The organism is Paraburkholderia sp. GAS206C, assembly GCF_050435645.1.
GTDB classification, from domain to species: domain Bacteria; phylum Pseudomonadota; class Gammaproteobacteria; order Burkholderiales; family Burkholderiaceae; genus Paraburkholderia; species Paraburkholderia phenazinium_B.
On sequence record NZ_JBNDKR010000003.1, the window covers coordinates 548028 to 560323 of the forward strand.

Sequence of the window (12296 nt, forward strand, 5' to 3'; positions counted from 1 at the left end):
TGCCGAAGATATGCCGGGAATGCTGGCCCAAACCCTGCGGTCAAGCTTTCTGGTTTCGGGTAAAGTTTCGGACTATGGATAGACCTTCCCGAGAGCAGACAGCAGCGTCCTCCATCGACCCGGCGTCGGTGTTCGATTTGCTGCCCGATGCTTACCTCATCCTTGACGAACAGCGGGTCGTGGTTCTGGCCAACGCGCGTTATCTGAGCGTGCTCGGCGTAACGCTGGCCGAAATACAGGGGCGCTCGGTCTACGACATCAACCAGTTCGGTTCCGAGCAGCAACGCAACGAACGCCGTGCCTGGCTTGGAGACGCGCTGGACAATCTGGTGCCCGGAGAAATGCGTCTGTCACCGCTGCTGCGCTACGACATGGCAGCGGGGGGCCTCGAAGCGAGCCGTCCCGATGTGCGTTATTGGCAAATCAAGGCCAGCATGATGCCCGGGGGGGCGGCGCAAGGGCGACTGATAGCGCTATGCGTGCTCGATGTCACCGCAAGCATCGCGGCCAACGAGCGCAACCAGCGCGAGCGCGCCAAGTTGCGCTCACAGGCGCGCCTGCGCCAGGTACTGGTGGAAGAGGCGACCGCGCAGCTGCGCGACCATCAGGAGCAATTCCAGCAGGCGTTGGCGTTTGCGCATGTGGGCGCCTGGGAACTCGATCCGTCGACTGGCGCCATCGATTGCACGGCCCAGTGCAAGGCCAACCTGGGGCTGCCTTCCGACGTGGCGCTCGATGAGCACCGCTTCTTTACCGAACTCGTGTATCCCGACGATCGCGCGCGCGTACGCGAGACCATGCTGCATGCGATCGAGAACCGCGAGCCGTTCGAAGTCGAATACCGGGTGGTCTGGCCAGCGCAATCCGTGCATTGGATTCTGGTGCGCGCCGCGGGACGTTATCTCGGGGACGGCACGCTTAAATCAATGCTCGGTTTCACCCTCGATATCACCCGGCGCAAAGAGGCCGAGCTCGAGCAGCAGGCCATCGCGCAAGCGGAGAAACGTGCTCGCGAAGAAAGCGATCGCGCCGCTCGCGCCATGGATCATTTTGTCACGGCGGTCAGTCATGAGCTGCGTTCGCCGCTCGGTGCGATTCTCTCGTGGACGGCGCTGTTACAGCGTGCAGGCGACGCTTCACATGTTGTGCGCGTAACCGATGTGATCGAACGTAACGCCCGGCAGTTGTCGCATATGGTCGACGATCTGCTCGATAGCGGCGCGATCGCCACCGGCAAACTATCGGTCAACCGGCAGCCCGTAGATCTCGGTGCGCTAGCCGGCAATGTGGCAGAAGACATTCGCATGAAGGCCGAGGCGAAGGGACTGCGTCTGAAAGCGGATGACATACGCTCCTGCCTGGTGATGGCAGATGAAAGCCGTATGAAACAGGTGGTGTGGAATCTGTTGTCGAACGCCGTCAAATTCTCTGCGAGCGGTACCGTCGAACTGGTTGTCGGCGTGAACGGCGACAAGGCGGAACTGAGCGTGCGCGATAGCGGCTCGGGGATCGAGGCTGAGGCGTTAGGCCGGATCTTCGAACGGTTCGAACAGATCGGTGCAGAGGGCGCGGGGCGTGTGGGCGGTCTAGGGCTGGGCTTGTGGCTGGTCAAGCATCTGGTCGATCTGCACGACGGCAGTGTGTTTGCCGAAAGCGCCGGGCGTGGGCAGGGCGCCACGTTTCACGTCCTGTTGCCACTTTATCAATGATGGCGCCGATTTGGCATCTTCGAAGTGCATTCAGTCGAACGCCGGACGACCGGCGCACCTGCCGAACCTTCGGTCCCGCTCAGTCGGTATAAGGCGGCGGTTCGTTAAGGACTGCCCAGAACATACCGAGATCGCTGATCGCGGCCATGAAGTCGTCGAACTCTACCGGCTTCACGACGTAGGCATTCACGCCGAGATCGTAGCTGCGCAGTAAATCTTTCTCTTCACGCGAGGACGTCAGCATCACGACCGGAATTCTTTTCAGGCGGTCGTCGGCGCGCACGCTTTTCAACACCTCATGACCGTCGATCTTCGGCAATTTCTTGTCCAGTAAAATGACCGCGGGATTCTCGTCCGTGCGTGTGCTCCATTGTCCTTCGCGCCGCAGATAATCGAGCGCCTCCGCGCCGTCGCGTACGGATACCACCGGATTCGCAAGGCGCGATTTCTCGAGCGCAATCAGTGTCAGCTCGATGTCGTTAGGATTGTCTTCCACTAAGAGGATGGGTCTTAACACGCTGCGTTCCTTTACGTTGACGCTGCTGAATCCGTCGATGCGTCGTTGGTTGGCTCTTTGGGAACGGGTCTGAACGGACGGCCGGGAGAAAATGCCGTGAGACGCGCGACAGCCGCGGCCGTTTCATCGTAGTCAGCTGCCTCGGCGGCGAAGACCTTTGGCAAGGAAAAATAGACCGTTGCGCCCTTGTCGATTTCGCCGACTGCCCACGTTTTGCCGCCGTGCCGCTCGATAATCCGTTTGACGCTGGCAAGGCCAATGCCCGTGCCTTCGAATTCTTCGAAGCGATGCAGCCGCTGAAACACACCGAACAGTTTGTCGACGTAGCGCATGTCGAAGCCGACGCCGTTGTCGCGCACATAAAACACGTGCTGATCGGCCAACTCCCGTTCGCCTTCCTCGCTGCCAATTTCAATGATCGGATGTTCATCCGGCCCGCGACGATGCTGGCTGAATTTTACCGCGTTCTCGAGCAGATTTCGCAGTACGACATGAATGAGTACCGCGTCAGCCGTAACGCTACTCAGTGGACCGACGCGCCATTCGATCTGCGTGTCGCCGGATTGTTTTCGCTCGTCTGCAATCAGGCCGTCCACCAAAGAGCGCAAATCGACGTTTTGCGGCCGCAGTGCGGCGCGGCCCATCTGCGAGAATGCGAGCAGATCGTCGACCAGCTCGCCACCGAAGCGCGCCGACGCGACGATGCGCTCGACAAAGTGCTTGCCTCGTTCAGACAGGCGCGACGACTCCATCTCGCGGAGCAGATCGGCGAAGCCGACGATATGCCGTAGCGGTGCGCGCAAATCGTGCGACACCGTATAGGAAAAGCCTTCGAGTTCCTGGTTGGCGCGGCCCACTTCCATAGCGAGTTGCGCGAGTTCTTCAGCGCGGCGCAGAACGACGCCGAGCATCGCCGTGCGAAATTCCGCCGCAATTTCCAGCTCCGCGGGACGCCACGGCTGCGAGCGGCCGCGAACGGTTTCGGTCCACGCATCGAAGCTTTCGCGCGGCGAGAGCGATGCGGAGAGCGACGCAAGTTTGTTGCGCGGATCGCCGGCCCACTTCACCGTGCGTATCACCTCGGCGCGAAACCAGATGATGTAATTCCGGAACAGCTTCGAAATCGATACGGAGAGAATGCCCGCGCAATCCGGCTCGATGGGCGTGTTGCGTACGGCGGCCAGCGCGTCGGTCGAGTAGATGTCGTCGGGACGGGTGTCCATCCACGCGACCAGTTTATCGACCTCGGCTGCCACAGGTGTCGCGCCAACCAGTACGATGCGCCCATCGAACACGATAGCCGCGCCGGTCGCGTCGGTCAGCCCTAGCAGTTCCTTCGGATCCTCGGCGAGCGTGTCGACAAAGTTTTCGGTATTGGCCATTGCGGCAAGCAGGCGCGATTGCCGGCGCCGCAGTTCGATCCGGTACTCCGCCTCTTCACGCTCTTCCTTGGCTTCGACCTGCAGCGAGAGGACCTGCGCGATATGTTCGCAGGCGGTGCGCACCTCGAATGGCGGAACGCGCGCCGTTGCGTGATGGCAGGAGATCAACCCCCATAGCTTGCCGCGCACTACGATCGACATCGACATGGAGGACCACGTCCCCATGTTCTTCATGTATTGGACGTGCACCGGCGAAACGCTGCGCAGTGACGAGTACGTGAGATCGGTCGGCCGGCCCGTGGTCGGGTGCAGGGCCGGAACGAGCGGCGCGGGTAGGTAGTCGGCGTCGGCGATCAGGCGAATGCGATTGCGCACATAGAGCGCGCGCGCCTGGGCGGGAATATCGGAGGCGGGGAAATGCTGGTCGAGATACGACGGATAGCCTGGTTCGATCGCTTCGGCAAGGACATGTCCATGACCATCGTGGTCGAAGCTGTAGACAAGCGTGCGGCCGAAGCCGGCAATGCGGTGCACCTCTTGCGCGGCTAGCGCCGCGAGCCCGTCGACACTCTGAACCTCTTGCAGGCGGTTGATAAACGTGCGGACAAGTGGATAGATCGACGAGAACACGTCGGCCGTGCCCCGGGCCGGTTCGAGTTCAACAATGCCGACGCCGTCGAGGCGATGGACTACGACAGCCAGCGGCGAAACGCGCTCGCTGCCAACGTTGCGCGGATCGTTTATCGAGCCTGCGTAGAGAGGGACGCCATCGGCTTCGAGCGTGCGTAATGCATCGAGCGCGAGCGCCGCGGCCGCGCCGAGGACGCGTTCGAGAGGTTGTCCAAGAAGCTGCTCTACAGGGGTGGCCGTGAGGGCTGAGATGTTTTCGCTGGCTTGCAGCACGGTGCCGTCGTCGGCCGTGCTGATGAGGAATCCATGTGGCTGGATGCCCCCAGGAATATGGATGGGTTCGCTAGCACAGTCGGATGTCGCGACCCGGCCGTTTGTCATGTCTGTCATGCTCGCTCCGTGCGGACTCGCTGACATTCTCGCATAGACGCGCGGGTTTGCAGGGTTGCGGGAGCGTGTGCGATTCCGTGTGCAGAATGCGCGCGCAGTCTGGATTGGGATGCAATTTTTTTGGGGGGGGGGGTAGTGCGGGAGGACGTACTGCGGGAGAAAGTACTGGTGCCCAGGGCCGGACTCGAACCGGCACGCCTTGCGGCGGGGGATTTTGAGTCCCCTGCGTCTACCTGTTTCACCACCTGGGCTTGTCTTGCGACACGTGCGCAAAGGATGCGCGCGGCGGGAAACGCAGATTATGGCCGAAATTGGCGTTCCGGGCAAGTTGCGCGCCGACCGCCTCAAACCGTCCGCGAAAACCGCTCCAAGGTCTGTTGACCGAGATACCGGTCGAACACCATCGCTATGTTGCGCACGAGCATCCGCCCGGCCGTCAGCACTTCGAGCTTGTCACCGCTCAATAACACCAGGCCGTCCTCCGCGAACCCGCGCAGACGTTCCAACTGCGGCGCGAACGTCTCGGCGAAGCGGATGCCATACGCAGCCTCGAAGTCATCGAAACGCAGCTCGAGATTACACATCAGTTGCGTGATGATGTCGCGGCGCAGGCGGTCGTCGGCGGTCAGGCGCACCCCGCGCGTGAGCGCGAGGCGTCCGGCGTCGATCGCGGCGTCGTACTCTGCCAGGTCTTTGGCGTTCTGCGCGTAGACATCCCCCACCTTGCCGATGGACGACGCCCCGAAGCCGATCAGATCGCATTCCGCACGCGTGCTATAGCCCTGGAAATTGCGATGCAAGCTGCGCTGGGCTTGTGCGATAGCCAACTCGTCAGTAGGCAACGCAAAGTGGTCCATGCCGATGTACACATATCCCGCACCCGTCAAACGCTCGACAACCAGCTTGAGAATCGCGAGCCGCACTGCCGGCGAGGGCAGCGCCGCAGCGTCCATCTGGCGCTGCATCTTGAAGATCTGCGGCATGTGTGCATAGCCGAACACCGACAGCCGATCTGGCGTGAGAGCAAGCATGGTATCGAGCGTGCGGCTGAAACTGTCGACTGTCTGATGCGGCAAGCCGTAGATCAGATCGACGCCGATCGAATGAAAACCGACGGCGCGGGCGGCTTGCATCACCGAGGCGGTCATCTCGAGCGGCTGGATACGATTGATAGCCTGCTGGACCACCGGATCGAAATCCTGCACACCGAGACTTAGCCGGTTAAAGCCGAGTTTGCGCAGATGGGCGATGGTTTCGGCGGAGGCTTCGCGCGGATCGACTTCGATCGAAAACTCGCCCTGCGAGTCTGGGGTCAACGAGAAATGCCGGCGGGTGGCCGCCATCAGCTCGCTCATCTCGTCGTGCGACAAAAACGTTGGCGTGCCACCGCCCCAATGCAGTTGTGAAACCGGCCGTGCGGTATCGAAGCAGGCCGCCTGCAAGGCGAGCTCACGCTTGAGCCGCTCGAGGTAAGGACGGGCACGCGCACGGTTCTTCGTCGCGATCTTGTTGCAGCCGCAATAGAAGCACACGGTGTCGCAGAACGGGATGTGGAAGTACAACGAGAGATCCGTCGCCGACGCGCCCGGATCAGCCGCGGCACGCAGATAGTCGGCGTGATCGAAATCGTCGCGGAACTGAAGTGCGGTTGGATAGGACGTATACCGTGGGCCGTTTGCGCTGTATCTGGCGAGCAGATCGGGACGGAAGAGGGTGTCGGCGGTGGTCATGGGCGGCTCGGTGGACGCCACGCCGGGAAGTACGGAGACACCTGTGTGCCGGCAAGACCGGTGGAACGGGACAGGCGCCTCTTGAGCGTGGCCTTGTGTAGCGGTCCAGTTTACGGGAGCACTTCAGCTAGGCCTTGTGTAATAAGGTCGCACGCCGCTCAATGGCACAATGCAGGGTTGGCGTGCCGCAAGCGCGCGTTCAGTAGGTTGTTGGGCGTTTCAGGAAGAGTCTGGTGACTGTCGTCGAATCTCCGTTCAATGTAGCCGGTCATGCGTGCCGCCCAGATTGCGGGGCGTGCTGTATTGCGCCGTCGATCTCGAGCCCGATCCCGGGCATGCCGCACGGCAAGCCGGCGGGCGTGCGTTGCATCCAGCTCGGCGACGATCTGCGTTGTGCGATCTTCGGCGAGCCTGAACGGCCAGCGTGCTGCTCCGGTCTGCAACCGCAGGGCGAGATGTGCGGCACGACGCGTACCGAAGCGCTTGCCTGGCTCACCCAGCTCGAAACGCTGACGCAACCCGCCCTGCCATCCGATCCCCGCAACGGGGCTGTTTCAACCGCAACCCGTTGCATGGGAATGGCGTAAGAGCTTTGCATTGGACCGGAGAACCTGCATGACCCAACCCGTTGCGCCGACCCGGCGCGGATTTCTGCTCATGGCCGCTGCGGCGGTGGGCATCACTGTGTCGCTGGCGGCTTGTGCGGCCTCGACCTTTCCGTTCATCCCGTCGCACTACACGTTCTCGCAGCAGCAGGTGCAAGAGGCCGTGCAGCGCAAATTTCCTTACCAGCGCACCATTTCGCAGGTGTTCCAGGTTCAGCTGGCCAATCCGGTGGTCGGCTTCCTGCCGGATGCCAACCGCGTCTCGATCCGGCTCGATGCGCACCTCGCCAGCCCGTTCCTGCAGGAACCGGTGGATGGCGTCTTCACGTTGTCTAGCGAACTGGCCTATGACGAAGCCAGCAAGTCCGTGGTGCTGAAATCGCCGAATGTGGATAGCGTGAACGTCAGCGGTGGGGCGCAGGCCTACACGCAGCAGATCAATGCCGCCGCCGCGCTGCTAGCGACGCAGTTGCTGAACAACTATCCCATCTACACCTTCAAGCCGGACCAGTTGCAATTTGCCGGCGTGAACTACGAACCCGGTACAATCACCATCCTTACAAACGGCATACGCGTGCAGATCGTCGAGAAATGACGCGCCGCGGCCGCCAGGGCCGCCGTGCGCCGCTTGTGTTCCGTGCGCCTGGCAAGCCCTGATTCGACAACTGTTGGCGATGAGGGGGATAGATGGACTGGTTACTCGCTTGCAAGGCTTTGATACTCGGCATCGTCGAAGGCCTGACCGAGTTTTTGCCGGTATCGAGCACCGGCCATCTGATCGTCGTGGGCAGCCTGCTCGATTTCACGGGCGTGCATGCCAAAACCTTCGATGTCGTGATCCAGCTCGGAGCGATTCTGGCGGTGTGCTGGGAGTATCGGCGGCGGATCGGCGATGTTCTGACGGGTTTGCCGGCGCGTCCCGACGCGCGCCGCTTCGTGCTCAACGTGATTATCGCGACCATTCCTGCGGTCTTACTCGGCTTGCTGTTCGAAAAGGCAATCAAGGATGCGCTGTTTTCACCTGTGCCGGTCGCGTTCGCGCTGGTGGTGGGCGGCGTGATTATCCTGTGGGCCGAAGGGCGGCAGCGCACACGCGATGCCGTGCCACCGCGCGTGCAGTCGGTCGACGCGCTGACCTCTCTCGATGCCCTCAAAGTAGGCCTTGCTCAGTGCTTCGCGCTTATGCCGGGGATGTCGCGCTCGGGCTCGACCATTATCGGCGGCATGCTGTTCGGTCTCGAACGGCGGGTGGCGACCGAGTTCTCTTTTTTCCTTGCTATGCCGATTATTTTCGGCGCGACGGCGTATGAACTGGTCAAGAGCTGGCATCTGCTGTCGGCAAATGCGTTGGGGATGTTCACGCTTGGTTTCGTCGCCGCGTTTGTGAGCGCCTTCGTATGCGTGCGCTGGTTGCTGCGCTACATCGCGGCCCATGATTTCACGGTGTTCGCGTGGTATCGGATCGCGTTCGGTTTGCTGATCCTGGTCGCAGGATACAGCGACCAGCTGGACTGGGCTGAGTGACGGCTGTTCGCTGGCTTTAGCCTGCGTTTCAGCTGCCCCTGCGCCGCTTGAACACCAGATCCCAGACGCCGTGACCAAGCCGCAGGCCGCGGCGCTCGAATTTCGTCACCGGACGATAGTCGGGGCGCGGCGCGTAGCCGTCGGCGGTGTTTTCGAGCGCAGGTTCTGCGCCGAGCACTTCGAGCATCTGCTCGGCGTAGTTTTGCCAGTCAGTGGCGCAGTGCAGATACGCGCCTGGCTTCAGACGCGAGACGAGCAGCGCGACGAACTTCGGTTGAATCAGCCTGCGCTTATGATGACGCGCCTTGTGCCACGGATCCGGGAAAAAGATGTGCACGCCGTCGAGACTTTCCGGCGCGATCATCTGCTCGAGCACTTCAACCGCATCGTGCTGGATGATGCGGATATTCGACAGTTGCTGCTCGCCCATCAGCTTGAGCAAGGCGCCGACACCAGGTTCGTGGACCTCGACGCCGAGGAAATCGTCATCTGGGCGATGCGCAGCGATTTCGGCCGTGGTCGCGCCCATGCCGAAACCGATTTCCAGCACGCGTGCGGCTTCGCGGCCGAACACCGCGTTCCAGTCGGGCAGCTGCGGCGCGTACGGAATCACGAAACGCGGACCGAATTCGTCCATTGCACGACGCTGACCGGTCGAGACGCGCCCCGCGCGGGTGACGAAGCTGCGGATGCGGCGCAAACGCAGCGCTTCGTTCGAGTCGGTCGCGTCGCCCGCCGTGCCTTCAGCCGAAGTTGCGGAGGGTTCGTGGTTCGCTTCGCCGGGCAGGTCGGCTTGGTTCGGATCGTGGGTCATCTTCGATGGCTACAACGGTAGCGGCAAGGTCAAGGCGGTATGGGCGGCGTTGCGTGCACCGGAAGGCGCGACTGCATCGATAGCCGGCAGTGACCGCCGTCCCGTCAGTACGGCCAGTACAAAAAAGCCGCCTTCGTGGAGGCGGCTCTCGTGCTGGAATTCCGCTGAGGGTCAGCTGAATGTGGAGCGGGCGATGGGAATCGAACCCACGGCTCTAGCTTGGGAAGCTAGGGTATTACCATTATACGACGCCCGCAGAGCGCGCCATTTTACGCGGGTTTGGGGTGTTTAGGCAAATGCGGGGCGGTAGGGTGACGGGCGCGGGGATCCCATCCGAGCCTGGTGGCCGCAGGAATTAGCCGGAAATTCAAAGTCTTAACGCGGTACTTCGAGAATTATCCAAATGAGATCTATCGCCGCTCCCGAATCCGTATCAATTCGTTTTGCTAAATGAATATCCCGCTAGCGCAAGAACTATTATGCCAAATGATTAATCTTGAAGCTAACGAGCTAATTTATCTGAAGCACTAACTGATTGCTGTCTTTCAGTCAAGCATGACAGGCGCACACATCTGAAAAGTCAAATATCTACCTAAAGCGCATAGATATATCGCCGATGAACAAGCAAGCCTTCGAGCGCCGCAGATCAACGCGCTAGCCCCTATCCAAAAGCGCTCACCATTCCGCGTCACTCCAATCCGCGTTCACCCGGATTTGCAGAAAATACTCGCATCGTAACTAAAGATAGCGAAAACCGTGCCGTATACATCTTCAGCACCCTTTCAAAAAATTACATGGATCCGTTTGAAGAAACCTGTCAAGCAGATCGAGAAGTAATTCCGAGAGCACGTGCTAGCAGGAAAAATCGAGGTCAAATCTAACTAATGGCGTGAGATTGCGGACGTGAGAGCCCGTGCTCGCCTGGATAAAACAAACAGATATGAAAAACAAACCACTATTGGCGTTGTCTCTTGTTGCATCGCTTGTTCTGACCGCTTGCGGGGGCGGTGGGGGTTCCGGTTCGTCGACGACGCCTGCCGCGACCAGTGCTTCATCACCTTCGGCGGCCAGCGCGCCGGTCGCCAGCGCTCCGGTGGCGGCATCGACGCCTACCGTCAACGGCGAAACGCTGCCAAGTCTGACGAGCCCGCAAGCCGGCTCGACTGTGGCAACCGGCAACGGTCTGCAGGGGATCTGGACGGCGAACGCGAGCGGCGACAAAACCACCGCCTTCATTGATGCGCAAAACAACATTTCGTATCTGAGCACGGTTCTCACGCTCCCCGTGTCGCAGTTCTTCGGCGTCATCTCGCCGACCAGCACGACGTGGACGTTGACCTCGGGCGTCCAGTTTCTGCAACCCTTCTTCTACGCGACCACCTCGGGCTCGGGGACGTTCACGGCCAATCAGGCATTCAGTGGCAGCTTTGTCGCTAACAGCAGCACGGTCAATTTGTCGTGGACCTACGATCCCGCGAACGCTCTCGCTGTGACGCAGGCATCCGTAGTGGGGACGTGGGCGGAGACCAACTCCTCGATCACGGTCGATAGCAGCGGCGCCGTCACCGGCACGTTGAGCAGCTGCCCGGTCACCGGCACGCTGCTGCTGACGAGTGCAGGCTCGAGTCAGAATCTCTACTCGTTGAGCCTCACGACCGGCACGGCCGCAGCGTGCGCAACTCCGGGCAAGACGCTCTCGGGCAACGCGGCAATTGTGTTTCTGCCGATCTCGGGCAGCACGTTGTACGCGCGCTCGATCCTCTACGTGATCCACTCGTCGGACAACTCGGCCGTCGCCTACGGTCAGGTGTCGCCGCAATAAAAGCAGCATGAAATAACGCCGCCGCCGTCGCGTCAGACAGGCGGCGGCGCTCGCCCTGTCGGGACCGCTCGCGGCTACCGGTTCTGAGGTCTACACATGCAGAGGCGGACGCGGCCAGCAACCGCGCCCGCACTCGCCGCTCAGATCACGAAATACGTCAGTTGCACAGCGGCTCGCGTCACGACCATCAACAGCACCTGCACGATCACGAACAACAGGATCGGCGACAGGTCGATGCCGCCCAGGTTCGGCACCACGCGGCGCAACGGATTCAGAAATGGCGCGGTGAGCTGAAACAGAATCGGCATTGCCGGCGAGCGCGGGTTGAGCCACGACAGCAGCGCCATCAGGATCGTCAGCCAGATGATCAGGTTGAGCCCCCACTTGATCACCGTCAGCAGTGCGACGATCAGCAGCGTGGGCCACAGCGCGAGCGGATCGACGCCGGTCACGGCCACCATCAGCATCACATACACGACCGCTGCGATCAGCGCGGCGAGAATGCTCGCCCAATCGATGCGGCGGGTACTGGGCACGATCCGGCGCAGCGGCAGCACGATCCAGTTGGTGGCATGCATGACGGCGTTCGAGACCGGGTTGTACGGCGGCAGACGGACGACCTGCAGCCATGCGCGCAACAGCAATGCCGCGCCGAACAACGTGAAAACGGTATTGAGCAGAAAACGGGCGATATCGCCGAACATCTCGTGTCCTTTCCTTCAGGGTAGCGGCCGGTGCGAACCGGCCGCCGGGCGTCGGCACGTCGCTATGGGCGCGCCGACGTGTTTATCAGTTTGCATCCTGCGAGCTGGCGCGGCCGAGACCGGGCCACACCGCGATGAGTTACATCGTTACCTTGATTTCGCTGATCAGGATCGAGCCGTTGCCGCCGTCGGTGTAGTTCGGAATGTCGGCGAGCAGTGTTTCGGACGCTGGCTTGAATACCGTGTAGAACGCCTCGAGCGTATCGAACAGAAAATGCCCAGCCGCGACGAAGGGTGGCGGCGTGCCCGGCGGCCCGGCGTTGATGCCGGCGTCGACGGACCAGCCTTTGAGTGCCGCCCCGAACAGCTTCGCGGCCAGCGGCATGTGCGTGCCGCAGTAGTAGTCCATGTCGAAGCGGCCGTTTTCTCGATACGGATAGAGGATGCTGACCTTGATCATTATGTGTTC

Annotated in this window: 11 protein-coding genes and 2 tRNA genes; 5 read left to right on the forward strand and 8 right to left on the reverse strand. The window is 61.3% G+C overall.

The features are described from left to right. Nucleotides 1–74 precede the first annotated feature (74 nt). On the forward strand, nt 75–1709 hold the full coding sequence (locus P3T20_RS10830; RefSeq protein ID WP_074263579.1) for a sensor histidine kinase: 1635 nt from the start codon (nt 75–77) through the stop codon (nt 1707–1709). 79 nt (nt 1710–1788) lie between these two features. On the opposite strand, the gene P3T20_RS10835 is transcribed toward P3T20_RS10830, so the two are convergent. From P3T20_RS10835 to hemN, 4 genes are all read right to left on the reverse strand, one after another. Further along, nucleotides 1789–2226, reverse strand: a complete 438-nt coding sequence (locus tag P3T20_RS10835) for a response regulator (RefSeq protein ID WP_074263580.1) — start codon at nt 2224–2226, stop codon at nt 1789–1791. An 11-nt stretch (nt 2227–2237) separates the two neighbouring features. Next, the gene (locus P3T20_RS10840) at nt 2238–4628 is read right to left on the reverse strand and encodes an ATP-binding protein (RefSeq protein ID WP_074263581.1); all 2391 of its coding nucleotides are present in this window, start codon (nt 4626–4628) and stop codon (nt 2238–2240) included. Between the two features lie 166 nt (nt 4629–4794). Further along, nucleotides 4795–4879: transfer RNA gene (locus tag P3T20_RS10845), tRNA-Leu, on the reverse strand. Nucleotides 4880–4972: 93 nt separating this feature from the next. Continuing rightward, nucleotides 4973–6358 (reverse strand): oxygen-independent coproporphyrinogen III oxidase, encoded by a 1386-nt coding sequence (gene hemN / locus P3T20_RS10850; RefSeq protein ID WP_074263582.1) that lies wholly within the window; start codon nt 6356–6358, stop codon nt 4973–4975. Nucleotides 6359–6591: 233 nt separating this feature from the next. On the opposite strand from hemN, the gene P3T20_RS10855 reads away from it, so the two are divergent. The 3 genes from P3T20_RS10855 to P3T20_RS10865 all read left to right on the forward strand — a co-directional run bounded on the left by P3T20_RS10855 (nt 6592) and on the right by P3T20_RS10865 (nt 8487). Then, nucleotides 6592–6945 carry a YkgJ family cysteine cluster protein gene (locus P3T20_RS10855; RefSeq protein ID WP_074263583.1) on the forward strand — a complete coding sequence of 118 codons (354 nt, stop codon included), beginning with the start codon at nt 6592–6594 and terminating at the stop codon, nt 6943–6945. 28 nt (nt 6946–6973) lie between these two features. Then, nucleotides 6974–7558: a DUF1439 domain-containing protein gene (locus P3T20_RS10860; protein ID WP_074263584.1), complete on the forward strand. Its 585-nt coding sequence runs from the start codon at nt 6974–6976 to the stop codon at nt 7556–7558. A 92-nt stretch (nt 7559–7650) separates the two neighbouring features. Then, nucleotides 7651–8487, forward strand: a complete 837-nt coding sequence (locus P3T20_RS10865; protein WP_429286869.1) for an undecaprenyl-diphosphate phosphatase — start codon at nt 7651–7653, stop codon at nt 8485–8487. A 28-nt stretch (nt 8488–8515) separates the two neighbouring features. Here P3T20_RS10865 and trmB read toward each other — a convergent pair whose 3' ends face one another. Both trmB and P3T20_RS10875 read right to left on the reverse strand, forming a co-directional pair. Further along, nucleotides 8516–9301 carry a tRNA (guanosine(46)-N7)-methyltransferase TrmB gene (trmB, locus tag P3T20_RS10870; RefSeq protein WP_429286870.1) on the reverse strand — a complete coding sequence of 262 codons (786 nt, stop codon included), beginning with the start codon at nt 9299–9301 and terminating at the stop codon, nt 8516–8518. Nucleotides 9302–9483: 182 nt separating this feature from the next. Continuing rightward, a tRNA-Gly gene (locus P3T20_RS10875) sits at nt 9484–9557 on the reverse strand. A 684-nt stretch (nt 9558–10241) separates the two neighbouring features. Here P3T20_RS10875 and P3T20_RS10880 point away from each other — a divergent pair. Beyond that, a complete protein-coding gene (locus P3T20_RS10880; RefSeq protein ID WP_429286871.1) occupies nt 10242–11123 on the forward strand; it encodes a hypothetical protein in 882 nt (293 codons plus the stop codon). A gap of 140 nt (nt 11124–11263) precedes the next feature. Here the strand turns inward: P3T20_RS10880 and P3T20_RS10885 are convergent, their stop codons facing one another. Further along, nucleotides 11264–11827 (reverse strand): YggT family protein, encoded by a 564-nt coding sequence (locus P3T20_RS10885; RefSeq protein ID WP_074263588.1) that lies wholly within the window; start codon nt 11825–11827, stop codon nt 11264–11266. Between the two features lie 139 nt (nt 11828–11966). After that, nucleotides 11967–12287, reverse strand: coding sequence for an EthD family reductase (locus tag P3T20_RS10890; RefSeq protein WP_429286872.1), 321 nt, complete (start codon nt 12285–12287; stop codon nt 11967–11969). Between the last annotated feature and the right edge of the window lie 9 nt (nt 12288–12296).